Annotated in this window: 28 protein-coding genes; 9 read left to right on the forward strand and 19 right to left on the reverse strand. The window is 41.5% G+C overall.

What is annotated here, in order from left to right:
• Positions 1-28 precede the first annotated feature (28 nt).
• On the forward strand, positions 29-301 hold the full coding sequence (locus tag PLE34_RS00100) for an Rdx family protein (protein WP_324552737.1): 273 nt from the start codon (positions 29-31) through the stop codon (positions 299-301).
• 15 nt (positions 302-316) lie between these two features.
• On the opposite strand, the gene PLE34_RS00105 is transcribed toward PLE34_RS00100, so the two are convergent.
• The 14 genes from PLE34_RS00105 to PLE34_RS00170 all read right to left on the reverse strand — a co-directional run bounded on the left by PLE34_RS00105 (position 317) and on the right by PLE34_RS00170 (position 11,347).
• The gene (locus PLE34_RS00105) at positions 317-688 is read right to left on the reverse strand and encodes an ApeI family dehydratase (protein ID WP_324552740.1); all 372 of its coding nucleotides are present in this window, start codon (positions 686-688) and stop codon (positions 317-319) included.
• Positions 672-1,229 carry a flexirubin biosynthesis protein LolB2 gene (lolB2, locus tag PLE34_RS00110; RefSeq protein ID WP_324552743.1) on the reverse strand — a complete coding sequence of 186 codons (558 nt, stop codon included), beginning with the start codon at positions 1,227-1,229 and terminating at the stop codon, positions 672-674. The genes PLE34_RS00105 and lolB2 overlap by 17 nt, the downstream gene beginning before the upstream one ends.
• A 43-nt stretch (positions 1,230-1,272) precedes the next feature.
• Positions 1,273-1,908 (reverse strand): flexirubin biosynthesis/transport protein LolA2, encoded by a 636-nt coding sequence (lolA2, locus tag PLE34_RS00115; RefSeq protein ID WP_324552746.1) that lies wholly within the window; start codon positions 1,906-1,908, stop codon positions 1,273-1,275.
• Positions 1,901-2,674: a polysaccharide deacetylase family protein gene (locus tag PLE34_RS00120; protein WP_324552748.1), complete on the reverse strand. Its 774-nt coding sequence runs from the start codon at positions 2,672-2,674 to the stop codon at positions 1,901-1,903. The genes lolA2 and PLE34_RS00120 overlap by 8 nt, the downstream gene beginning before the upstream one ends.
• On the reverse strand, positions 2,668-3,717 hold the full coding sequence (locus tag PLE34_RS00125; RefSeq protein ID WP_324552751.1) for a beta-ketoacyl synthase N-terminal-like domain-containing protein: 1,050 nt from the start codon (positions 3,715-3,717) through the stop codon (positions 2,668-2,670). Before PLE34_RS00125 ends, PLE34_RS00120 begins: the two co-directional genes overlap by 7 nt.
• 1 nt (position 3,718) lies before the next feature.
• Positions 3,719-4,918 carry a beta-ketoacyl-[acyl-carrier-protein] synthase family protein gene (locus PLE34_RS00130; RefSeq protein WP_324552754.1) on the reverse strand — a complete coding sequence of 400 codons (1,200 nt, stop codon included), beginning with the start codon at positions 4,916-4,918 and terminating at the stop codon, positions 3,719-3,721.
• An 82-nt stretch (positions 4,919-5,000) separates the two neighbouring features.
• Complete coding sequence (locus PLE34_RS00135; RefSeq protein ID WP_324552757.1) at positions 5,001-5,264, reverse strand: phosphopantetheine-binding protein; 264 nt, start codon at positions 5,262-5,264, stop codon at positions 5,001-5,003.
• Positions 5,245-5,889, reverse strand: a complete 645-nt coding sequence (locus PLE34_RS00140) for a hypothetical protein (RefSeq protein ID WP_324552760.1) — start codon at positions 5,887-5,889, stop codon at positions 5,245-5,247. The genes PLE34_RS00135 and PLE34_RS00140 overlap by 20 nt, the downstream gene beginning before the upstream one ends.
• A 198-nt stretch (positions 5,890-6,087) precedes the next feature.
• Positions 6,088-7,332: an NAD(P)/FAD-dependent oxidoreductase gene (locus tag PLE34_RS00145; RefSeq protein ID WP_324552764.1), complete on the reverse strand. Its 1,245-nt coding sequence runs from the start codon at positions 7,330-7,332 to the stop codon at positions 6,088-6,090.
• A gap of 193 nt (positions 7,333-7,525) precedes the next feature.
• Positions 7,526-8,596, reverse strand: a complete 1,071-nt coding sequence (locus tag PLE34_RS00150) for a methyltransferase (protein WP_324552767.1) — start codon at positions 8,594-8,596, stop codon at positions 7,526-7,528.
• 40 nt (positions 8,597-8,636) lie between these two features.
• Complete coding sequence (locus tag PLE34_RS00155) at positions 8,637-9,779, reverse strand: beta-ketoacyl-[acyl-carrier-protein] synthase family protein (protein ID WP_324552770.1); 1,143 nt, start codon at positions 9,777-9,779, stop codon at positions 8,637-8,639.
• Between the two features lie 42 nt (positions 9,780-9,821).
• Positions 9,822-10,247 carry an acyl-CoA thioesterase gene (locus PLE34_RS00160; protein WP_324552773.1) on the reverse strand — a complete coding sequence of 142 codons (426 nt, stop codon included), beginning with the start codon at positions 10,245-10,247 and terminating at the stop codon, positions 9,822-9,824.
• Positions 10,248-10,280: 33 nt separating this feature from the next.
• Positions 10,281-10,922, reverse strand: a complete 642-nt coding sequence (locus PLE34_RS00165; protein ID WP_324552776.1) for a hypothetical protein — start codon at positions 10,920-10,922, stop codon at positions 10,281-10,283.
• The gene (locus tag PLE34_RS00170) at positions 10,919-11,347 is read right to left on the reverse strand and encodes a hotdog family protein (RefSeq protein WP_324552779.1); all 429 of its coding nucleotides are present in this window, start codon (positions 11,345-11,347) and stop codon (positions 10,919-10,921) included. The genes PLE34_RS00165 and PLE34_RS00170 overlap by 4 nt, the downstream gene beginning before the upstream one ends.
• Positions 11,348-11,556: 209 nt before the next feature.
• Between PLE34_RS00170 and PLE34_RS00175 the strand changes: the two genes are divergently transcribed.
• The 8 genes from PLE34_RS00175 (at position 11,557) to PLE34_RS00210 (ending at position 18,922) form a co-directional block, all read left to right on the forward strand.
• Positions 11,557-11,832, forward strand: a complete 276-nt coding sequence (locus PLE34_RS00175) for a hypothetical protein (RefSeq protein WP_324552781.1) — start codon at positions 11,557-11,559, stop codon at positions 11,830-11,832.
• Positions 11,833-12,095: 263 nt separating this feature from the next.
• Complete coding sequence (locus PLE34_RS00180) at positions 12,096-12,728, forward strand: TetR/AcrR family transcriptional regulator (protein ID WP_324552784.1); 633 nt, start codon at positions 12,096-12,098, stop codon at positions 12,726-12,728.
• Positions 12,729-12,745: 17 nt separating this feature from the next.
• Positions 12,746-14,026, forward strand: coding sequence for a TolC family protein (locus tag PLE34_RS00185; RefSeq protein WP_324552787.1), 1,281 nt, complete (start codon positions 12,746-12,748; stop codon positions 14,024-14,026).
• Between the two features lie 17 nt (positions 14,027-14,043).
• Positions 14,044-14,991 (forward strand): HlyD family secretion protein, encoded by a 948-nt coding sequence (locus PLE34_RS00190; protein ID WP_324552790.1) that lies wholly within the window; start codon positions 14,044-14,046, stop codon positions 14,989-14,991.
• On the forward strand, positions 14,988-15,929 hold the full coding sequence (locus tag PLE34_RS00195; RefSeq protein ID WP_324552794.1) for an ABC transporter ATP-binding protein: 942 nt from the start codon (positions 14,988-14,990) through the stop codon (positions 15,927-15,929). Before PLE34_RS00190 ends, PLE34_RS00195 begins: the two co-directional genes overlap by 4 nt.
• A gap of 9 nt (positions 15,930-15,938) precedes the next feature.
• Positions 15,939-16,682, forward strand: coding sequence for an ABC transporter ATP-binding protein (locus PLE34_RS00200; RefSeq protein WP_324552797.1), 744 nt, complete (start codon positions 15,939-15,941; stop codon positions 16,680-16,682).
• A gap of 15 nt (positions 16,683-16,697) precedes the next feature.
• Positions 16,698-17,804: an ABC transporter permease gene (locus tag PLE34_RS00205; RefSeq protein ID WP_324552800.1), complete on the forward strand. Its 1,107-nt coding sequence runs from the start codon at positions 16,698-16,700 to the stop codon at positions 17,802-17,804.
• A complete protein-coding gene (locus tag PLE34_RS00210) occupies positions 17,801-18,922 on the forward strand; it encodes an ABC transporter permease (protein ID WP_324552803.1) in 1,122 nt (373 codons plus the stop codon). Before PLE34_RS00205 ends, PLE34_RS00210 begins: the two co-directional genes overlap by 4 nt.
• 93 nt (positions 18,923-19,015) lie before the next feature.
• Here PLE34_RS00210 and PLE34_RS00215 read toward each other — a convergent pair whose 3' ends face one another.
• The 5 genes from PLE34_RS00215 to PLE34_RS00235 form a co-directional block, all read right to left on the reverse strand.
• Positions 19,016-19,183 (reverse strand): hypothetical protein, encoded by a 168-nt coding sequence (locus PLE34_RS00215; protein ID WP_324552806.1) that lies wholly within the window; start codon positions 19,181-19,183, stop codon positions 19,016-19,018.
• Positions 19,184-19,502: 319 nt separating this feature from the next.
• Positions 19,503-21,770 (reverse strand): protein kinase domain-containing protein, encoded by a 2,268-nt coding sequence (locus PLE34_RS00220; protein WP_324552809.1) that lies wholly within the window; start codon positions 21,768-21,770, stop codon positions 19,503-19,505.
• Between the two features lie 5 nt (positions 21,771-21,775).
• The gene (locus tag PLE34_RS00225; protein ID WP_324552811.1) at positions 21,776-22,627 is read right to left on the reverse strand and encodes a PP2C family serine/threonine-protein phosphatase; all 852 of its coding nucleotides are present in this window, start codon (positions 22,625-22,627) and stop codon (positions 21,776-21,778) included.
• A complete protein-coding gene (locus PLE34_RS00230; protein WP_324552814.1) occupies positions 22,627-23,292 on the reverse strand; it encodes a vWA domain-containing protein in 666 nt (221 codons plus the stop codon). The genes PLE34_RS00225 and PLE34_RS00230 overlap by 1 nt, the downstream gene beginning before the upstream one ends.
• Before the next feature lie 11 nt (positions 23,293-23,303).
• Complete coding sequence (locus tag PLE34_RS00235; RefSeq protein ID WP_324552817.1) at positions 23,304-24,974, reverse strand: DNA recombination protein RmuC; 1,671 nt, start codon at positions 24,972-24,974, stop codon at positions 23,304-23,306.
• Between the last annotated feature and the right edge of the window lie 46 nt (positions 24,975-25,020).

A 25,020-nucleotide genomic window follows, 5' to 3' on the forward strand; every position in this document is an offset into this window, starting at 1 on the left:
GTATTTTTGCAGTACAACAACGTTTTCCGTGAAAGATATAATTACAATTGAATATTGCCCGCAATGTGGCTGGCTGTTACGGGCGGCTTACATGGCGCAGGAGCTGCTCACCACCTTTACCGGCGATATAAAAGGAGTTACGCTGCAGCCTTCGGACACTGCCGGCCGTTATAGCATCAGCATCAATAACCATGTTGTTTTCGACAGAAAATCTGCCGGCCGGTTCCCGGAAATCAAAGAATTAAAACAACTGGTGAGAGATGTGGTGAACCCGGGGAAAGACCTTGGGCATTCGGGCTGATTGATCAGGCATTCATTATATAGCTACAAAAACAGCCTTGAATTTCAGGCAAATCCTTTCTTCGCAATGCAGGGAAGCTACTATATGCATACCCTCTTCTCTCTTATCGTTATACTGAACAGACGCATTAACAGGCTTTTCTTCCATTGGATTGATGACCGATAGAAATTTGATATGATCAGATTGTTTTAACAGCAAACTTTTTCCGGTAACGGTTTCTACTATTTCTTTTATCATTTGTATCATACACACACCCGGCACTACCGGCTGACCGGGAAAATGTCCTTCAAATATCCTGTGCCCCGGGTTCAGCTTCAGCATGGCCCGGATCGTGTAATCTTCTTCCGTTAGTTGCGTAATAGTATAAAAATCATCTTTCAATATCATACAAACGTTTTAAACCTATATCAAAACTGAAATTGTGATGTTTAATGCCAATGCTATCAGGCATACCATCATTGCCTGCCAGCATTACGGCTTCCACCACCTTTTTTTTCCTGCTTCCTCTTTCCATCTGCAGCAGGTTAGCGCAGGCACTGTCGGTAATGTAATAATAAAAATCCTTACCGTTCGGAAACACCCGGTAATACGTTTCATCTTCTTTTAACGTATATGCTCCCGGAGCATCAAGGTGCCGCATCAGCACCAGCTCAAAATCTTTACGCAGGGTTCTGATCACCGGCTTTTTATCCATCTGGCTGAAAATATAATGGACTTTAAACGCATGCTTATTCCATTCAAAATCAAAGAATGTAAACCCGGCTTCGCTGGAGAAAACCACTCTTACGCTGCTGTCGGGCATGGTTTTGATCAGCAGCAACCCGCTCAGGTGCTTCCCGGTTACATTTACCTGCGCATTGTATAAGGCGCGGGTAAAGGAAGGTTTGAAAGCCGCAACACAAGCTGTACCGGCTTCTGTACGCTGCAATTTTTTATAGGCAGAAGAACATGCGGCGCATACCAGCCAGCAACTAACGTATAGCAAACAGCGCATCGGCAAGCGGTGTGTTGAATTGGCGGTTAACAAACTGAAGGCTGGTATCATCGCCGGAAGGCTCATGCATTTCAATGCGCGACACGGCATAATCCTTTTTCTCAATGATCATATTAACATGGCTGAAGAAAGTTTTCAGGTTTTTATCAACGGGTGAAAGTTCCGCGAGGTAAGCCGTACTGCCCTCAAATATCCGTACCTTAAAATCATTGCCCTGTAAAGCCCTGCCATTTACACAGTCTATTATTATTTTGTTGATCTGCTGAAAAAGCTTGTTGGATTTTGTGGATATTTTATTTTCTTTCTGGCTGTCCTTTATATATACATTACTCCCGTTAATAACCATCAGGTACTGAAAGGGCTGTGTATACTCCATGCGTATGGCATTTTCCTTCCTGAACCAGAATTTTCCTTTCGACACAATTTTTTCTGCCAGCAGGCTCAGGTTTTTTTCCTGTATGAAGTCGCTTTTAATGGTATTTGTTTTTTGCGAGGCGGTGGCAAACTGGGTCTGAAAAGCTGAAGGGTCTGCCAGCAGCTTATACCCCGGGTATTGTGCCTTTACAGCCATTACGGCCGTACATAGTATTACAGTTAAAACGATTTCACGCATAGGGCTCCAAATTAAGCAATTTGTCTAACCGCACAATCTCATAGCCCTTTTGCCTTACTTGTTGTATAAACACAGGAAGCATATCCAGCGTAACTTTGCTGGTATCATGAAATAATATAATAGCTCCCGGTTTTAACGATCCGGTAACTTTTGCCAGTAATTTCCGGACGTCTTTTGCCACGGTATCCATTGAACGCACCGTCCATCCTATAGGAATAAAATTATTTTTTTCGATCGCTTTTTTAAGGTTGGGGTTGGTAACGCCGTAAGGCGGCCGGAAAAAGCGGGGTTTAACACCCGTAACCTGTTGCATGGCTTCATTCATCAACTGCAGATCCCTGTTCATTTTTTGTGCTGAAAAAAGGTCAAACCACAGGTCGTGCGAATAGCTGTGATTACCGATAACATGCCCTTCATCATATACCTGCTTTAACAAGGCACCGTTTTCCTGTATACGTTTACCAATGCAGAAAAAAGCGGCCTCCACATCATGCGCTTTTAAAACCTGCAGGATTTGCGGAGTATATAAAGGCATGGGACCATCATCAAAGCTGATGGCAATTGCTTTGCGTGTTGTACTGGCAGCAGAAATTGTTTTCAGGTAAAAATTAGACCTTACATTATAGCTGCCATAAAATAAAAAAGAGGAGTAGACCAGCAGCAATATAATAAAAGCATACACCGGAATGCTGTAAAAGAAATGATAACCGATCATCCCGATCAGCAGGGTAATAAAAATAATATTGATGGTATTAAAGTTCAGCATGCAGACAGCAGGTATAAAGCGTGATGGGTATTTTGATAGTGATTGTATATTAAAACGCGCCGGGGCCGAATGGTAACGGGATTAATGAAAAAGCAGGAAGGTACAAGTCCTGTTTTTACCATATTAGCGGCCAGCCACAATGCAAAAGCAGTTGCGGTAGGATATTCACCGCACAAATGCTTGAAGCGGGCGGCGGGTTTGCCTTCGAATACGGTTGATGCAAGCTGTTCATATACCGCATCATCCTGTATATGGCCGTTATGACCGGTTATAACCAGGTCTATATCTTCCATACGAACAGCATGAGCAGATAAAAATCCATGAATATTTTTTTCAATTTCCGCGATGCTCCCCGGCTTATAGAAAGTACTTACACCGTTTAACTGCGCATAGTCGTTGCCGGAAGGTTGCGCCGCCAGTAAAAAAAAGGCAGCGCCTTCACCCGCTATCGTTCCTTTTGATTTTCCATTGTATAAGGACGTATTATCAGCAATATGCTTTTTATACAGGCCAAAGCGGCTGAGCAAAGCATAGCTTGTGGCGGTAAGCTCATCTATCCCGCCTGCCAGCGCGGTTGTTACCTGCTGCTCCTTTAATAAAGTGATCGCATCCAGCAGCGCGCTCTCAAAAGAAAATCCCCGGTGTACAAACGTGTTGTTATAGTTATGGCATTTAAGCAGCAAGGCAATTTGCGCCCCTACGGTATTGTGGGTTGATTGTATGAAAGCGGTAGGCGTAAGCAGCTCTTCCCCGTTCTCTACCATTTTAGTAAGAAAAGTTTCCGTATCGGCCAGGCAGCCGTAGGCCGTGCCGGTAATAACGGCGCCGGGCATTTCCGTTGAAGACGCTTTTAAACAATCCATTGCGGCGGCAACACCCATTTTTATAATGCGGCTCATGCGCCTGATCATCTTAGGATCAATGAGCTGTGTATAATCGGGCTCTATACAACTGAGCCGGTTGCCTGTATATACTGCCGGCTCCGATAGTAACCGTTCAAATGAGAGCTGGGGTGATATGCCTGCCGTAGCCTGTATATACATTTTACACTTTTGAAAAAATGAGCGATGAACAATTTCCGCCAAAGCCAAAGGAATTGGAAAGTACATGGCGAACGGGAACACCTTTCTTAAAATGCTTTTCGGGCACAAACGGCAGGTCCTTCATGGGTGTTTCCAAGCGCAGGTTGGGATAGATCAATCCATGCTGAATGGCCAGCATCGAAAATACAGCTTCTATTCCCCCACTGGCTCCGAGCGTATGACCGGTAAAGGATTTGGTAGAGCTCATGGGCGGATAATGCCCTTCAAACAACATTTTAATGGCGGTGCCTTCCGCTATATCATTATTTTGCGTGCCGGTACCATGAAGGTTTATATAATCAATTTCACCGGGCTGCAAACCGCTCTGCTCCAATGCTCCCTTCATGGCCAGGTAGGAACCGGCACCATCGGGAGAGGATGCGGTTTGATGATAGGCATCGTTGGCATTGCAATAGCCGCTCAATGTACAAACAGGATGATGCGATAAGGTTGCAGCAACTTTTTCAGACACGAGCACTACATAACCAGCGCCTTCTCCAAGATTCAGTCCCCTGCGGTTTTCATCAAAGGGCTGACAGTGCTGCTGGTCTACGATCATCAATGTATTGAAACCATTGAGTGTAAACCTGGTAAGCGCGTCTGTTCCGCCGGCAATTACCACATCCAGCATGTTTTGCCTGATGAGCCTTGCACCAAAGAAAATGGCGTTGGCGGATGAGGAACAGGCCGTGCTGATGGTAGAGATATAATTTTTTATACCCAGTTGGTCGGCCACCAGTTCGGTAGCGGCGCCGCATTCGTGATGAACAATATTGCGGAGCCTGCCTTTATAAGGATGGCTTAAAAAATCTGGGAAAAAATCTTCGGTCTTATCCATGCCGCCTACCGTATTAGCGGAGATAAAACCCGTTCGGAGCTCATTGAAATTTTCTATAGCCGCATGGCGGAGCGCCTCTTTTGCCGCGATAGCCGAAAGCAGTGCCGTGCGGCTGATATGCGCAGGCATTCCTGCCATTACTGCCAGCTCCTCGTTACTCATTTTTACTTCCGCCACAGGCAGCTTACGGCGATGTGCCGAATGGAGATAGCGCATCTCACTTATTCCGGCAGTTTCGCTTTCAAGCGCTGCAAGATTACCGGCTATAGTATGGCCTATAGCGGAAATGACGCCGGCGCCTGCAATGAAAACGGGGGAACTCATATTTCAGATTTGAAACCTGCCTGCCGGCAGGCAGGTTTGAGATTTGAGATTTTACTGTTCAAATCAACCATGTGCTATGCCACTATACCGCTTTAGGCTGATGTTCTGTAATATATTGCGCCATCGTTCTAACGGAACGGAATACACTCTGCCCTTCTTCGGCACTGGCAAGCTTTATTTTATATTCCTGCTGTAACAATACGATCAATTCCAGCGCGTCAATAGAATCCAGCCCCAGCCCTTCCACAAAAAGCGGCTGATCGTTGCCGATATCTTCAGGTTTCAGATCTTTCAGGTTCAGTTGCGCTATGATCTGCTGTTTCAGATCAGCCATTAATTTCTCCATTAGCTATCTCGTAAATTTGATGAATATGCTCAATATCAAATGGTAAAGCCCCTTTTTCCGGGTGGCTTTCCACTAAGTAAACCACGGCTTTATACTCCGCTCCCAAACATTCTACCCAACCGCTTATACATGCTTTTACGCGGTTACGTGCCATCAGGTCCTGTACATAAAACTGCATGAAGCCGGCATCGAACCGTTCGTTCACAAAAAAAGCATTCTCTCCCTTGCAGCGGTGCCTGATGCTCACTTCACCAATTACAATATTAGGCAAAGTATATACAAATTGGGCCGGACTGGGAATGTTTTTAACGGATTCGAAGTAATGGAGGTCGGCATCGAGGCTGGAACTGGCATTGCTGAATACGATCCCTATGCTTTCAGGACTGTATGCTTCCGCAATCCGCCTTTCTTTCAGCAGCAATTCCACGGCTAAAAACCCAAGCTTACACAGATTATCCATTTTATAAAATTTGGGATAATCCACATTAAAATATTTGTATGCGGAAAGCAGGAAGTCAGTTGTACTGCTATTGGTTTCATCTTTCAAAAGCAGCATACCATCCTTATATATCTCCCCGCGGTGTATGCAGCAATGAGCAGTAATGTATGTTCGCGAATCTGACAAAATATTAATATTGTTTTTATTAGCTATGAGCAGTCAGCTATCAGCTATCAGCCAGCAAGACACTCACTACTCACTATTTCATTACTCACTATTCACCGCTCACTTTTCTCCTCTCGTGAAACGATAAACGTGAAACGATAAACGTGAAACGATAAACCATTCACCTCTCACCATTCACTATTCACCCCTTACTACTTACTACTTCTTCAAGCTGTCCCTCATCGTTATGATCCGCGCCAGCTTGTGCAGGGCGGTGGTGTGGTCTTTTACATACGGGTTGGTGGTATCCCACACATAACCGGCCAGAACGGAACATATCTGGCTTTTAATAAGCGGATCCTGGTCGTCGGCAAAGAAAATGGTATCTAACGTGCCTTCATACCATGCCATTACATAAGAACGGAAAGTATTTACACCCTGCATCATAATATCCATGTATTCCTTATCCCAGTCTACCGCTTCTCCTTTCAGCTTACGGATCACCAGCTTTGCGGCCAACTGGCTGGAAACGGTAGCCAGCGTAACGCCCGAAGAGAATACGGGATCCAGAAACTCGGTTACATTTCCGGTAAGCACAAACCCGTTACCATAAAACCTGTCGGTTGTAGACGACCACGACTGCAATATTCGCGGTTCAAACACCAGTTCCACATCCTTAAACCGCTCCTTTAAATACGGTTCGGTGGCGATCATTGCCCGGAATTTTTCTTCAGGTGAACCTTCAAAATCTTCAAAAAATTCAGGGAATCCCACAAAGCCCAGAGAGGTAATGCCATTAGCGAAAGGGATGATCCATATCCACACCGATTTTTTATGCACCACAATGGTAATGCGGTTAGGCTCGTCAGACATGGCACGTTTTGTATCTACCGTATGTGCAAACAAGGCCTTTCTTGGCGGCAGGTTGGAAGGCTTTTCCATATTGAACATACGGGGTATTACCCGTCCATAACCGCTGCCATCTATAATAAAGCGGGCTTCTATATATTTTTTATTGCCATTGGCGTCTTCTACAGTAGTTACGGATTTCCCGTCATCATTAAATGCAATATGCGTTACCGTTGCTTCATACTGAACAGGCACGCCCATTTTTTCAACGGTTTGGGCAAGCGTATGGTCAAAATCGGCACGCTGCACCTGCCAGGTCCTTTTCCAGCCCTGGGTAAACTGATCGGCAAACTGGTAGTCGCATATTTTACCATTCTTTACAAACTTGGCCCCATTCTTTTCCTGGAAGCCTCTTTCTGCCACTGCATCTAAAAATTTAGCTTCTTCCAGCGCTTCCATACAGCGGGGTAAAAGACTTTCGCCGATCACAAAACGGGGAAATTTCATTTTCTCAACAATACGTACTTTATACCCTGCCTGGTGAACAATGGAAGCGGCAACCGTTCCCGAAGGACCCGCGCCAATGACCAATACATCCGTTTTTTCTGTTTGCATAATATATTATAAATAAGAACCAAAAAAACAAATAATAAGAACCAAGTAAAATACAAAAATTAAAATCCAAATGCGAGCGATCGGCAGTCAGCTATTAGCCATCAGCCTTCAGTACCCGCAGTCTGACGCTCCTTCGTTGCGTACCGACCGCTTTCATTTTCAAATTACCACATTTTCAAATTTTCAAATTCTGCTACTTCTTCTTCCTGCATTTCAGCAGGCTGTGGCTTAACCCTATGCCATCGGTTTGTTCCACAATTTCAAAGCCTGCATCGTATATGCATTGTTTAAAAACCCTGGAATCATACATCTGGCTGTTGCCATTGGCTATGGCGGTAAAATAGATGGACGTTTGCTGCAGGCAAAATGCCGCGGTTTCAAACCGCTGTGTATCCCAGAACGCTTCCAGGATAAGTACATAGCCATCATCATCTATTGCCGTGGCGCAGCGCTTCAGGATAGAAACAATTTCCGCTTCTGAAAAGCAATCTAAAAACTGGCTCATCCATATCGCGTCAAATCCTTTGGGAAAAGGCTGGCTTTCATCCAAAATATTAGTTGGATGAAAAGATACCCGGTTGGTAAGCCCCAGCTCTTCCATCCTTTTTTTGGCCATATTTAACTGACCGGGCAAATCCATAATGGTAATATGTATATCCGGCGCATAGTTTGCCGAGGCAATGGCCCATTTGCCGGTATTTCCGCCAATGTCTAATATATTTTTAATGCCATCTTTATATACATGTTTTATCACCGCCGGGAAAGCATTATCTGAAAAGAAATGATCGAAAGCGAACCAGCTTTTCTGCACATGCGCCGGCAATTGCGACAGCCCTTCATAAACGGTAGGCCAGTTACCGAATGTTTTAAGTCCTTCGGGCCTGCCGGTTTCAATGCTTTTATCCAGATCAAACAATCCTTTGTAGCACACATCGTGCACAAAATCCATATTTACTTTCGTAAGCGGATCGTGCAAAATAAAATAGCCCGTGCGGGTTAACGTATACTTACCATCGTTTTCCACAACCAAACCTATTCCCAGCGCCGATTCCAGCAATACCCTCACGCCGTAATGGGGCAACTGCACACGGTCTTTAATTGCTTCAAGCGTTATGCCGGCGGAGGCGCTTTCTTCTATAACGCTTAATATACCCTTGTCTCTCATTACCCTGGCTACCTGGAATACCACGGGACCGAATGCAATAAACTGAGCCAGATCCTTAGCTTCCAAAGCCGTTTTCTTATCCTTTTTAAAAAATTTCATGTAATAAAATGTACTATGGTTATGGTTTATAGTTCAATAATTAAACAGCTTTTTGTAATACGATCGCAGCGTTGCAGCCCCCAAACCCCGAAGCGGTTTTCAAACAGGTGCTGTATATGCCGGTTTGCAATACCTTATTGATATGCACAGGTTGCGTGGTGCCGGACACTTCAAATCCGGGCGTGGGTAATATTGCATTTGCTTTTAATGAATGTACGGATGCTACGGTTTCTATTAAACCGGCCGCACCTAAAGTATGGCCGTAATATCCCTTCAAACTGTTAACAGGAACCTGCTGCAATCCGGAGAGGGTGATGGCTTTAGCTTCCATTTCATCATTATACACGGTAGCTGTTCCATGCGCCGAAATAAAGTCAATCGTACTTTTATCCACCCCTGCTTCCTTCACAGCGGCTTCTATAGCATAGTGTAATTCTTCACCCGTGCGGGAAGGCCCGGAAATATGGTTGGCATCGTTACTCACCGCTCCGCCTGAAAGCCATATACAATCTTTCGTTTCCGGCTTTTCTACAGAAAGCACCACGGTAGCCGCGGCTTCTCCTAACGTAATGCCGTTACGTTTGGCGTCAAAAGGCCTGCAGGGTGCATCGCTGATGGCATGAAAAGATTGGAAGCCCGATAACACGAATTGGGTAATGATATCTGCTCCCGCTACCACCGCATGATCAAAGCGGCCACTCTGCAATAGCCGCATACCTGTAATGAGCGCCACCAAACCCGAAATGCAGGCATGCGATACCACTACGGGATGGGTGGTGAAATGAAAATAATCCGCTACCACACGGGCCGATTCATGCAATGCTATCCGTCTTTTCACCTCCGCATTCAGCGGTCCTTTTTCAATAAGGCTGATATTGCCTTTGGTGGAAGAGATGATCAATACCGTTCTTTTACCGGCACAATCAGCAGGAGCATGCAATAAGGCATCCTGAACGGATGTAATGAGCAACTGTTCAAATTTCGTATACACGTCTGCGTTACGTATGGAAGCCTTAAAACCGGCATCTTCATTAAATAAAGAAGCATAAAAAGGCTCGGGAGAAATGGCTTTATGATGTAATTGTATACCTGACCTCCCCGCTTTCAGCAAATCAAAATTTTCATTTGCCGTTAGCGCTATGGGTGATACAATATTATCTGCAATAATAAAAACCGGTTTCATCCGTACTTGTTTGTTTTTTACATTTTTGCCGGATTAAAAAAATCAGGTCATCCCATATTTCGTTTTCCAGGCATCAAAAAAAGGAGGGTTGATTAATTGCAATACGGATGTTTCTTTGTTCAAAAAAACCTGTACCGAGCTTCCCGTTGCTACCAATTGACCGGAGGTGGAATTGAATAACCGGTATTCAAATTTGAGCTTTGCAGCTTCGCAGGGCACATAAATTGTTTCCACTACCACTTTCTCTCCATATTTCAGCGACCGTTTAAAATCGCACTGAATGCTTACGATAGGAATAATAAGCCCCTGATTGTAAAAATCGAGGTACCCGATCCCATGCTCATTACCGAAGGCTTCCCGCCCGTCTTCAAAATACCGGATATAGTGTCCGTGCCATACTATACCTAATGGATCAGCTTCATTAAACCGTACATTAATTTCAATTTTCCCCGATAATGTTTTTTCCATTATTTGTTTTTTCCCCTAACGGTGATCCAATCCTTATCCCGCAGTGGCTTTCCACTGTTTGTATTTCGATTTTCTGATATCGTCTAACACTTCGTATATTGTTTTTGCCCAGTAATTCCTGAAGCCAAACCCTGCGGCTTTTGCAGTCATGCGTTCCGTAAGCAATACCTTACCCGAAGCCAGATCTACAAAAGTTACATACATAGAAGCTGTGGCGGATGCCTTATTCATGCTTTCCATAATGAACATCAGGCCAATACCTTTTTTACCGGTAAACTGGTAACCCTTAATAATAGATTCGATGGTTGATTTGTTAAGCCGCTCTTCCTTAACCTCGCCCGATTCAATAATCTTTTCAGCGTCTATTTTAGCATTTTTTGCATTAACGAAGCTGATATCGTTTGTTACGCTTGATTTGGAAAGCGCTTTCTGGAAATCGTATTTCTTAGGCTCGTTTACAATTACCTGGTTAATGGCGGCAAATTGCCGGTCTCTTATATCCATAGCATTAGCGGCAATGTCGTTAAACACTTTAGCGTGGGTGAAATCAACCCCGAGGTAAGTAAGCGGAACTTCTGAAGAGTTAAAAAACTCCTTTAAGGTTTGCGCGGAAGCAGACTGTGTTCCCATAAACAGGAGCATGGCAGCAAACAGCCATTTGGATACATGTTTCATATCATTGCAGATTTATTGGTTGACTGAATAAAAATTTTCATTTCGCATTGCGCCAGCACTGTGCCTTTGCAGGTTATTTTTCCCGTAATTACAGTAATATCAAACACCTGGTTCTTAATTTCAATTGTTGTTTCCAATAGCTGCCCCGGTTCCGGCAAATTCATCACCTGCAGGTTTTGCACCGCACCTATAAAGCCCACGGGAACAGGTTCCTTTTTTTGGCTGCAAATATAGCCTATTCTGGCAGCCGCTGTTTGCGCAATATTTTCTATCAGGGCAGGTTCTGTCAGTTTTCCGTTCACAGTAAAAATATTATCTGCGCTCACCTTAAACTTCGTTGTGCCGGCATTATTATCCACTGCCACCAGTTCATCTACCATCACAAAAGGAGGGCGCTGCGGAATGAATGCCAGAATATCTTTCATAATCACAATCAGTTACCTGCCTGAAATTTATGCAAGTTTGCGCTGCAAAGTATGGATTTATAGTTTATTGTCAAAAACGGCAGCCGCTGTTACCCATACTTTTTTTAGAACACCGGAAAGTGGGTCATAATATCGCCTCCAGGCGAGGGGGGTTGTTTATTAATTATCTATTATAGAAATTAGTTACTTTAGTACAAATATATATTGATATGAACATCTCTGAATTGATAATGATTGCTGTATTTATTGTTGCTCTTTTCTTAATCAACATATTTTTAAGCAAAAGATACCTGAGCAAAATAGCACCAGATAAGATTGAAACAGTAAGATTGATTGTGCTGTCCTTCCTTTTGGGAACATATTACTCTACAGCATTTGGAGGTGCCCACGGTATTGGTTTCCAAGTCGCGCTGATAATACTAACTGGTTATTTGATCTATAGAAGTTATAGATTGATAAAGGGGTTAAACGCTACAGAAGCATAGAGATAACCACGTATCCGCACTACAAAGCGAACTTAGGGTACTTATACCGTAGCAAAGCTATAATAGATTTAATCCTTACTGAGGCATACAATAGCCTGGATGTTTACCATCAATAAGTAAGATATCCTTCATTATAATCGCAACATCGCCATTTCCCCCGAACCGCCCGGCTGCCCTTATTTCATAAATTATTTAATCATTTGATTAAATAATTTGTTTAATTTATCCAATTAATTTTTAGTTTTGTGGAACAATAGTAAAACATGAGCGGAAAAGGAAAAGCGGTTACCGACCTCTCCACAGAAGAAAAAATAAAAGAGGCGGCACGAAAAGTATTTACCCAAAAGGGCTACGCAGCCACCCGCACAAGAGATATAGCAGAAGCTGCCGGTATTAACCTGGCCCTGCTTAACTACTACTTCAGAAGCAAGCAAAAGCTTTTTGAACTGGTGATGGCAGAAAAACTACAAAAATACTTTGGGGTGCTGGCGCCGGTTTTAAACGACGCCGCTACTTCACTTGAAGCCAAAGTGGAAAGCATTGCTTCAAAATATATTGACCTGATTATTGAAAACCCCGAATTGCCGCTATTTGTATTGAGCGAGGTGAGAAACAATCCGGAACATTTTATAAAACTCACAGAAAAGGTTGATTTTATGAACCAGTCTGTTTTTCTGCAGCAAATAGCTAAAAAGCGGCCGGATATTCATCCTTCCCATTTTTTGGTCAGTCTCCTGGGACTATGCCTGTTTCCTTTTATAATGAAACCGGCATTTATAAGAATAGCGAATCTTAAAGAAAAAGCATTCATTGAGATGATGCTGGAGCGAAAAAAACTGATACCCGTTTGGATGAAAGCGATACTGAAAACAAAAAGCGTTTTACCTGTTATCTGAAACAAATAACTGAAGCCATGATACGCAAACTGAATACGCTCATAAGCATCCTGATCCTGCTGGCACTCCATGCCCCGGTGCATGCACAAACGCTGCAGCTTAGCATTGATAGCTGTTACAGCATGGCAAGAGAAAACTATCCACTCATTAAAAAGCAGGACCTGATTTCTAAAAGCAGCCGGTACTCCATAGCAAACGCTTCCAAAATATATCTTCCACAGCTTACCGTAAATGGTCAGGCTACCTATCAGTCACAAACTATAAGCTTTTCGGATGCGCTGCCTTCCATACCCGGCATTTCTTTTCCCACTATTGATAAAGACCAGTATAAAATACAGGCAGAGCTGAGCCAGGCCATATATGATGGCGGTATTACCAAACATCAAAAAGCATTGATCCTGGCTAATGAACAAATGCAGCAACAAAGCCTTGAAGTGAATTTAAACACACTGAAAGACCGCGTTACCCATATCTATTTTTCCATCCTGCTGTTTGATGAACAATTAAAGCAAAACGAAATCAGGAAAACCGATTTACAGGGTGCGCTGGCTAAAGCCAATGCCGCGTTTGAAAACGGAACAGGCTTAAGAAGCAATGCGGATGAATTAAAAGCCGCAATTATTAATACAGATATGACAGCTATAACGTTCAGGGCCAACCGCAAAGCCTTTATGGATATGCTGGCATTGCTGATTGGCCGGACTGTTGATGAAAGCACGGTATTGACTTTACCTGAACAATTGCCCACCACTTCCGGAATTAGCAGGCCGGAACTGAAATACTTCGATCTGCAGAAAAAAAGTTTTGATATACAGGAACAACAATTGAGATCGGCATACACACCCCAACTCAGCGCTTTTGCACAGGGGGCATATGGCCGTCCCACCTTAAATATTATTGAAAATAAGTTTGGTCCGTGGTGGATTGCCGGGCTTCGTTTAAACTGGTCGGTAGAAAGTTTATATTCCTTAAGAAACAACAAACATCTTTTAGATATCAACCGTCAAAACATAGATACAGATAAAGAAACCTTCCTTTTCAATACCCGCATTACACTTAATGAGCAACATGCAGATATCAAAAAATACAGCGATCTCCTTGAGCAGGATAATGCCGTTATTGAGCTTCTTACTGCTGTAGTGCAATCGGCGAAGGCGCAATTAGACAATGGCGTGATAACCGTACATGAATATATTGCCAAGCTCAATGAAGAAAACCTGGCCAGGCAATCGCGCATTGTTCACCGCATTCAATTATTACAGGCACAATACAATTTTAAAAACACATCGGGCAACTGACCTCAAAACTGAAATTTATGAAACGGTATATGATCATATGTACGGCATGGGTGATACTGGCCTCCTGCAACAATAATGAAATCAGCTACGATGCATCGGGCAATTTTGAAGCAGATGAAGTAATGGTATCGGCACAGCAAAACGGGCAGTTGCTGTCTTTTTCGGTGCATGAAGGCGACCAGCTAAAAGAAGGAGCCGTAGTAGGGCAGATTGATATGACCGTTCAGCGCCTGCAGAAAGAACAAACAGAAGCCACAATAAACGCGCTGCAGCAAAAAACAGGCTCGGCTGCCGAGCAGGTTAAAGTAGCTAAAGCGCAACTGGCTGCGCAGCAAATACAATTGGATAACCTGCTGCGGGAAAAGGAACGGTCGCAAAACCTGGTAAAAGCAGACGCCGCACCAAGCAAGCAGGTAGACGATATTAACGCGCAAATTGACCAATTACAAAAGCAGATGGCGGTAACGCGGGAACAGATAAACCTCTATCATTCCAATACCGCCACTCAAAACAGGAGCATACTCAGCGAAAAAGCCCCGCTTGAAAAAGCAGCGCAGCAATTACAGGCGCAAATTGATAAGGGGCAGGTGGTTAATCCCGTTGCCGGTACGGTGCTCACTAACTATGCATTGAAAGGAGAAATGGCGGTATTGGGAAAGCCTTTATACAAGATCGCTGATACCGACACCCTGTTCTTAAGAGCATATATCACCGGCAACCAGCTACCGCTCATAAAGCCGGGGCAGCAGGTACAAGTGCGCGTGGACCAGGGAGAAAAAGAAAATAAATCGTACCCCGGAACGATTACATGGATTTCGGATAAATCGGAATTCACACCCAAAACCATACAAACAAAAAAAGAAAGAGCCAATTTGGTATACGCCATAAAAATAAGCGTAAAAAATGATGGCTACCTGAAGATCGGCATGTATGGCGAAGTGTTTTTTAAAACAGTAAAAAAATGAAAGCAGTAACACTAAAAAATATTACCAAAACCTACGATAAAGGCAAGGTGCTGGCAGTAGATGATGTAACGCTTCAAATAGACAGGGGTGAGCTGTTCGGCTTAATTGGCCCGGATGGCGCCGGCAAAACATCTGTTTTCCGTATCCTCACCACGGTGTTACTGGCTGATAAAGGAAGCGCATCCGTTGACGGGTTTGACGTAGTAAAAGATTACCAGTCCATCCGCAGGCGCATTGGCTATATGCCCGGCAAATTTTCTTTATACCAGGATTTAACGGTGAAGGAAAACCTGGGCTTCTTCGCTACTTTATTTGGTACCACCATTGAAGAAAACTATGCACTCATTAAAGACATTTATGAACAAATAGAACCCTTCAAGAACCGCAGGGCGGGCAAGCTATCGGGTGGCATGAAGCAAAAGCTGGCATTGTGCTGTGCCTTAATTCATAAGCCGGAAGTGCTTTTCCTTGATGAACCTACTACCGGCGTAGACGCCGTATCAAGAAGAGAATTTTGGGAGATGCTGAAAAGGCTGAAACAGCAGGGTATTACTATCCTGGTTTCCACACCTTATATGGACGAAGCGGTTTTGTGTGAAAGAATAGCGCTGATGCAAAACGGTAAGATCATGTCGGTAAATACACCACAGCATATTATTGCCACCTACCCGGTACCGTTATACGCCGTAAAGTCCGGCAATATTTACAAGCTGCTGAACGACCTGAGAAAGAGTGAACTGGTAGAGAGCAGCTTTGCTTTTGGCGAATACCTGCACGTTACCTTAAAAAATAACGATGCCGCGGGCGCCGGCAACCTAAGAAACCATATAGCGGCACAGGGTCATACAAACATAGAGGTGAGCGTAATGGCGCCCACCATTGAGGATAGCTTTATACGGCTAACAAACAAAAAACAGGGATCTTTTGCACAGGCATAATTTTCATACATGGAAGAAAAGGTAATCATTTGTAAAAATCTCACTAAAAAGTTCGGCGATTTTGTGGCGGTAGATAATATCAGCTTTGAAGTGAACAAAGGTGAGATATTTGGCTTCCTCGGAGCCAACGGCGCAGGCAAAACCACTGCTATGCGTATGCTTTGCGGACTTTCTTTTCCCACTTCGGGCGAAGCCGCTGTAGCCGGTTTTAATGTGTACCGGCAGCAGCAAATGATAAAGCGGAATATCGGCTACATGAGCCAGAAATTCTCGTTGTATGAAGACCTGACCGTTTTAGAAAACATACGGTTTTACGGCGGGGTATACGGAGTACCCGGTGAGATCATAAAAAGCCGGAGCATTGAACTGGTGGAAAAGCTCGGGCTGCAGCAGGAAGCCGGAAAGAAAACAGGCGGGCTGCCTTTGGGCTGGAAGCAAAAGCTGGCGTTTTCGGTGGCCATTTTTCATCAGCCCAAAATTGTGTTTTTGGATGAGCCTACGGGCGGCGTAGACCCTGTTACGCGCAGGCAGTTCTGGGATATGATTTATGAAGCAGCCGCCTCGGGCATCACCGTTTTTGTAACCACCCACTATATGGATGAAGCGGAATACTGCAACCGCATAACCATAATGGTGGATGGCAGGATAGAAGCGCTGGATACACCCCGGCAACTAAAAGCACAATTCGGCGCCAACAGTATAGAAGATGTTTTTTACCAGTTAGCCCGCGGCGCGAAACGATCGGCAGACTAAACCATACCTACCGGCATGAAACAATTATTGGTGTTCATAAGAAAGGAGTTTTACCATGTGTTTCGCGACCGGCGTACGCTGCTCATTATGTTTGGCATACCCATAGCTCAAATACTGCTGTTTGGATTTGCCCTAACCAGCGATGTTAAGAATGCAGAAATCATTATTGCAGACCATGCGCAGGATATTAATACCGGCCAAATCACTGCCAAAATAAAAGCTTCTACCTATTTCCTGGTAAAAGAAGCCAATATCAATACGAATGACATTGAAGCGGCTTTTAAAAAAGGCGGACTGAAATGCGTTGTTATTTTCCCTTCCCGTTTCGGCGCCGACCTGCTGCATAACGGCAAGGCACAGGTGCAGATCATTGCCGACGGATCGGATCCTAACACGGCTAAAACGCTCACTAATTATTTAACTGCCATTATAACGGATTATCAACTGCAGATAAGCGCTGCAACCGCGCTGCCCTATTCCATTGTTCCCGAAACCAGGATGCTGTACAATGAAAACGCGAACGGCTCGCTGAATTTTGTACCCGGTGTGCTGGCGCTGGTGTTAATGATCGTTTGTACCGCGCTTACTTCGGTTGCCGTGGTTCGTGAAAAAGAATCCGGCACTATGGAAATATTACTGGTATCGCCGTTTAAGCCGGTGATGGTATTAATAGCAAAAGCCATCCCTTTTCTTGCCCTGTCTATTGCCATTTTTACCTTAATCCTGTTGTTATCGGTATACGTATTAGACGTTCCCATAAAGGGAAGTATTTCCCTGCTGTACATAGAAAGTATCCTCTTTATTATTACCTGTCTTTCCCTGGGATTGCTCATTTCCAATACCACCAATTCGCAGCAAACCGCCCTGCTGCTTTCTATGATGGGCATGATGATGCCTACGCTGATCTTCACCGGGTTTATGTTCCCGCTGGAAAATATGCCGCGGATATTCCAGGTGATCTCCAATATTGTACCTGCCCGGTGGTATTTTTTAATTGTAAAAGCGGTCATGCTCAAAGGCCTCGGTTTTGAATACGTGTGGAAAGAAACGCTGGTGCTGGCCGGCATGACGGCAGTGCTCCTGGCAATAGCGCTGAAAAATTTTAAAACACGGTTATCATGAAAGTGCTGGGCTACATATTGCAAAAAGAATTCCTGCAGATATTCAGAGACAGGTCTATCCTGGCTATGATGTTTGCTATGCCTACCATTCAGCTTATTATCATTCCGCTGGCCATGAACTTTGATGTAAAGAACATTGATGTGGTGGTGGTAGACAATGATCATAGCAGCCTGTCGCAAAAGTTCATTTCAAAGATCGGGGCATCCGGCTATTTCCGTTATGTAAATGCGGAACCATCTTACCGGGAAGCGCTGCGTTATATAGAAAACGGGAGTGCCGACCTGGTAATGGAGATCCCGGCTGGTCTTGAACGTAACCTGGTAAGAGAAGGCCTGCAGAAAGTTTCTCTTTCCGTGGATGGCATCAATGGCACCAAAGCTGCTTTGGGAGCGGCGTACCTGAACGCGGTTATCGCAGATTTCAACAAAAGCCTTCCGCTCAATAGCACAGGCGGCACAGCGCAAAAAAACGTACAACCTGTTATTGATATTACCTCATCTAACTGGTTCAACCCGCTGGCTGAATACAAGTATTATATTGTACCCGGCGTGCTGGTGCTGCTGCTTACCCTCATTGGCGGATTTATTTCGGCATTGAATATTGTAAAAGAAAAGGAATCGGGCACCATTGAACAGATTAACGTATCGCCGGTTAAGAAATGGGAGTTCATCGTTGGAAAACTGGTTCCCTTCTGGGTAATTGCCATGATCGTTTTTAGCATAGGATTAGCTGTTACCCGCTTAGTATATGGCATTTCTCCCCAGGGGAATATAGGCGTGCTGTACTTGTTTGCCGCTGTGTATTTAATAGCGCTTTTAGGGTTTGGATTACTGATATCCACCTATAGCAATAACCAGTTGCAGGCCATGTTCATCGCCTATTTTTTCATGATGATCTTCATGCTCATGAGCGGCTTATTTACTTCTGTTGAAAGCATGCCCGCCTGGGCAAAGATGATCGCCAACCTCACACCCATCACTCATTTCATTAAAGTGGTAAGAATGATCGTATTAAAAGGAAGTGGCTTCGCAGATATCAGGTTAGAATTTTTTTATATGATCCTGTTCGCTATTGCACTGAATGGCTGGGCGATATGGAATTACAGGAAGACAAGCTGAGCAGGATTGCAGATGATAGTAGTACAAAAGCTGACGAAATGCATGTCAGCCCTACTATTGCCAAACCCACTGTAAGCGATTCGTGCCGCCTTGTCAAGTAGGCTGTTTTTCTGATACCTTGCTTTTACGTTTGTCAGATTTGCCCTGCTTCTCTTTCAATTGTTTGATAAAAACGCTAATAGAAAGTTGCTCTTCCTTGGTTAACGGCTTATTTTGTCCACCGATAAAATCCACATCCAATTCTTTTGATTTATTTTTCATTTTGCAAAATATTTATCAATTAGTTTTAAAGCTGCGATCGTGTCAATAATCATGATTCTTCCTCCAACGTGCATTGCTCCCAAACTGTCAATGTAATGTTGAACAAGCCGGGTCTTAGAAAAGAATGATACGTTCCCTTCATGTCCTCTTTGAAAAGAAAGTTTACACGCAAACGCAACTAAAGTTGCATTCTGTGTCCACCGAAGCAGAGTGTGTCCCCGCAGCGTTGGCACAAGGCAGGCTCTTTTGCAAGGTTGGCTTTTGTGTGTCGGCTTTGTGTGCCTTGCAAATGTGCCTGCCTTGGTGCGTTGGCGATTAGTCATACACTAGAATTATTTAGTCTAACATAAAGTGAATTGTATTTTATCTTTCTGTCTTCAATCCAATGTATGGTGTCTTGAATCTCTAATAATTTAGATTTTAATTTGGCTTCATAAAATGACAAATTCTTTAATAGGGCATTTTTGGTTTGCAGATAAATATTGTCTAAGTCCGTATAAAATTTGTTTAGTGATTTTATAAATTCGTTTTTTATATCAGTATGAAGTTTGTCGAATTTCATACTAATCTTTTTTACTTCTGTTTCCTTTGTGTCAATTAATCTGTCCTTATTCCTTTTAATTTCAGCTTCTTTATTTCTAAAAATAGCATTTAATGGAGAAAGAGTCTGGGAGTGATTATTTTCAATACTACGCCATTTTAAAGAAATTTCACTTAGTAATTTATCATACTTTGCATTAACCTCTCGGATAATTTTAGCATTCTCATCGGCTTCAATTTTAACTCTCCAGATGTGAAGTTTATTCGACCTTTCTGTACCCATACCTGGTATTCTTACATCTTTGTTTGAAGTATTACGTAAGTATCCGTTACTATAAACTTTATTAAAGTCAGCAGCAGTGAAGAAATTTAATTGTTTTAAGGTTGAAATAACCGAAGGTAAATTTCCGTGAAATATCTTGATGCATTCTTTTTCAATATTGTAGTGACTTAGCTTAGTTGGTGAATTTATTAATCTTTCGATTTCATTCTTTTTTTGGACATCATAAGAGTTGATGTTAGCTTGATGTTCTAATCGTTTTTTGTCAAAATTATTAATTAAATCGCCATAGGTCAAAGAATGGAAACTTGCAAGAGAAACATCTTCCTTATGTATCAATGAATTTATCTGAGTTTGTAGTTGAGTAAGTTCTTTAGCTTCTTCGCTTTGAATTTCATTTGCCAGATATTCTGCATCATTTAGACTTAATTGCAACGTTTTTTTTAATTTCTCAATTTGGTTTTTTTCTTCAGCTTTAATTTCTTGTTGCTTCTTTTCAAACTCTGAAATAATGTCTGAAATGTCACTTTTAATTAAAGGTTGTTTGTCAATAGTTGCTTGTATGTCCTTTTCGATTGTTTTTAGCTCATCAATTAACATCCGCTTTGGCGACTTTGTAAATATATTTAATACCTTATCAAACATGCTTAATGAATTTGATAAGTTTTGAAACTTTACATCGGGATAAGTTACTTCAACACTTTTAAGGGATAGAGCCGATGAATACACATTGAATTGCAAAGCATTTTTAAATTTGTTGCTATAAGTTGTATCGGTATTTAAAAGCTCTGTTATTGAAGGTCGTTTAGCAATTAATTTATTATAGGAGAGTACCCTGCACCAATCTTCCGCACTTGGTCTTAAATGTGGCTTATCATGTCCGCCATCAAAGCATTGAATAAAAATAGATTGAAGTTCCTGATTTAGTTTTGAAAAATTTGAGTGCTGAGGACTTTTGAAATTAACATAACTGCTTTTTGCTCCATGGAGAAAAAGACCGTTTTTAATCATGTCTGGGCTATCAGTACAACCCTCAAATGGTGGGTTACAACCGACACCTACAAATGGATGAATTCCGCAAAGAATATTATAAAATAAAATTGCTAAACTATACCTATCCCAATTTTGTGAAGCTGCACTTTGTTTATAATTCAAACCTTTGTGAAACTCTGGGGGACTAAAATCAGGTGTTATAACTTGGGCTGCGTAAAGCACTTTTCCGTTTTCTACAACTTCAATATTATCTATATCAATAATTGAAACAAGTCCGTTTTTATATACTTTAAAGTTCGCTGGTTTAATATCCGCAATTGTGTAGTTGCTATTCTTGTGTATAATGTTTACAGCAATTGCTATATTTAAACATAGCTTTATTCGGTATTCAATGCCGTTTTCGTTTTCTAATTTAAACTTATCCCAATCTTTTGTTTCGTTTTTACGCCACCATCTGTCATTTAAGAATTGTTCCAACCCAATGCCGTCAGCATAATTCATTGTGAAGCCAACAAATCTGCCATTGTCAACAACTGTATTTTTAATCCAAACTATTGATTCGTGGTCACCTTGGTTTATTTTCTTAGCAACTAAATATTTTATTTTCTCTTCTGCTTCTTTGGTGAGTCTTTCTTTGTGATACAGTTTGACAACTTGGTTTGTTAGATTTGTTGGAGAAAGAATTTTATATACTTTACCAGAGCCGCCACTGCCACATGGTTCTGTGTCTATTGTTATGTTAGTTTTGTTATCTAATTGTAATACTCGTGGCATTATGTTTAACTTTCTAATTGTGGCACTTTAACTGCCAGTATCATTGTTTTATCATCGCTTTCATTTTTTAATGTATCATTCCCATCTGTTAAAAATGATTCCCAAATCTGATTAAGTTCTTCCTGACTTTTTTGAGACTTTATCAAATTTGGGATATGAAGATTTACATTTTCGTGAAAGAAATCTTTGAATGGCTTATTAATATCTTCGGGAATTTGGGTTACCTCGTCAAGTTTGTAACATTCAAAAGATGCGTTTTCGCAACCATCAGTAAGTAAGCAAAAAGCCTTAATTTTTTCTTCAACAATTACGCTCTTGATATACTTATTTAAACTCGTTTCATCTTCCCATATGTCAGATGTGATAAATACTGTTTCATTACTGTATCTTCCTTTATATGGCGTCAACATTGCTGCCCATTCGTCATTAGAATTGCAATAGCCAGCTCTGCCATCTCCAATATGGGTTACTAATAGCTTGTTCTTTATTTGAATTACAACAATCAGTGTACAGGATAATGACTTAAAATCATAGCCCTGAATACTTATTTTTTCTAAATCATCACGAACAGCTTTTAAAGTTTTTTGTGATACCTGTTGCCATTCCTCTAAAGTGATTTTCTTTTTCCCCTTATTCCACTTTTTTTCTTCAACCAATCCTGAAAAATGGATATTAGCAAACTGTGTTACTTTTTCAGAACCAATATGTGAATTCTCACATGAACCTGCACCGTCGCTAACAACACAAATTGTATATCCAGTATGTGGGAATACTGAACAATAATCTTGGCATGATATGTTTTCTTCAATATGTCCTTTGCCTCGAACAGAGGCAAATAAATAATTCCAGTCTCGCATTAGTTTATTGGGCTTTGGTGCATGAAATCATTGTAGCCGGAAATATCAATGAAATTTTTCCCGCTACTTATTTCATCTGTGCTTTTGCTTAGCCACTTAAAGAATCTGGAATAATTCAAGCCGTCAAGTTGATAAATCAATTCTTTAGGACAGAACTGTGCAATTTTAGCATAATTGCATCCGGTTGTACCAATTACGTGTAGAGTGTATTTTTTTGAAATCATGTCGGTCTTTAGCTCTTCAGACAACCCAAAAATATCTTGTCCAGTATCTGGCTCTCCGTCTGTTATAACAATAATCATTGGTCGTGAGTATTGTGGACTATACTTCTTGTAATACTCTTTCCTCAGTTCAACTTGTTTTATTGCTAATCTTATTCCGTCAACTAATTTAGTTGTCCCATCTGCTTCAAGTGAAGGCATTTTGAAGTTGTCAACTTTAGCAGGCTCCTGAATACACTTCACTTCACTTCCAAAAGTGATTAAACATATTTCCAATTTTTCGGCAGCTTCATCGTCATTATTAATACTTTGATAAAATCCTTCCAATGCCATATTTAGCTCTATTATTGGAGCTCCAGCCATTGAGCCAGATACATCCAATGCAAGGATACATAGGCAAGGTTTCTGAAAATTATTTGGTGATTGTGCAGTTAGTCCGTGCATAGTGATTTATTTTAACTGTTATTTATTTCTTTGCTTTCATTTCCAATAAGTTTTGTTATGTCGTCATCATCTGTTTCCAGTAATTCTATTTCCGCAAGAAAAGCATCAGGCATTTTGTTTTTTACTGTCGCCTCCAATTTCCTAATATTTTCAATTCGTCCTATTATTGTTTCACCTCTTTTTCTGCCATCTTTAAGTTTATTCATTGCAGCATCATAAGCATTGTCTGCATCCCTAATTCTTCTTTTAATTTCTAACATATCGTTTGCAAAGCCAACGAACTTGTCATACAGACCACCGCACAGCTTAAATACTTTTTCAATATTCTCTACTCTTTGTTCCTTTTGCCATAGAAGTTTTACAACCTTAAGAGTAGCCACTAAAGTTGTTGGTGTTAAAATAATTATTTTTTTATTGAGTGCATAATTAAACATGTCAGGATTTTCATTTAAAACCAAAGTGTATGCATTTTCAATAGGCATAAATAGTAAGACGTAGTCAGTAGTATTGATGCAGTTTATTTTTTGATATTCTTTACTCGAAAGTCCATCAATATGGTTTTTGACACTCTCAATATGCTTTTTCAGGTGCAAGGCTTTTTCAGGAATGTCTGATGAGTTGAAATAATCAACATAAGATTTTAATGAGACTTTCGCATCAATAATTAAACTTTTGCTTTCTGGTAATTTTATAATGTAATCGGGTTGTTTATTTGTTTCGTATTCCTCGCTCTTATAAACATCCTGTTTGGTGTAATCAATATGCCTCTCCAATCCTTCATTTTCGATTATCATTTTTAGCCTGCCTTCACCCCAATTGCCCTGAATCTTGCTGTCACTCTTCAATGCTGTAACCAGTTTGTTTGCATCCTCGCTAAGTTGATTATTCAGTTCAGCCAGATTTTTTATTTCTGATTTCAGGCTTGTAATATCTTTTATTTCTTCCTTTCTGTCCGCATCAATTTGTTTTCCAAATTCTTCAATTTTTGTTTTCAAAGGGCTTAAAATGTTGTCCAATTCTGTTTTGTTTGCGGTTTTAAATGTATTGCTTTTTTCTTCTAAGACAGTATTAGCTTGGATAGTAAATTGGTCTTTAAAGTAAATATGAAGTTTGGTCATTTCTTCTTTCAATGTGTTGAGTTTATCATTTAAAGCAGTCCGCTCTGCTTTCTCCTTTTCTAACTCTCTCGATAATTCTAATATTGATTTTGTCTTCTCATTAATTTCAGTCACTTTTTCACTTAACGTCAGCTTTGATTCTTTTAATTCATCTGTCTTTGCTGTTAGGTTGGCATTAGCTGTAGCTAATTCAGCAACAACTTTATCATAATCAATTTTCAAACTATTGTTTTTTGTTTTAAACTCTACTAAATCTTTTTGCAGATTAGTGATTGTAGTTTTTGCCCCATTCAACTCAGATTCCAATGAACCCAATTTTCCGGTAATTTCTGTAATTGTGCTATTATAGTTCTTGGATTCCAGTTCCTTTTCTGTAATTCTTTTGGATAAGCCTTCGGTCTTTTCTTTTTCAGCATTTAAGAGTGGTTGTATCTGTAATAATGAATTATTCAATTCGTCAAACTTGCTTTTTGAAACACTATTTGATTTTAAGTAGAAATATAGCAATGCTAAGCAAACCAGAAAGGCAATGCATAATACAATTATAAATGTTGTGTCGAACATGGTCTAAAATTTCATGAGCTTTAAAATTACGATTCTGTGTTGAGGT

Source organism: Agriterribacter sp., assembly GCF_035445465.1.
GTDB lineage: Bacteria > Bacteroidota > Bacteroidia > Chitinophagales > Chitinophagaceae > Agriterribacter.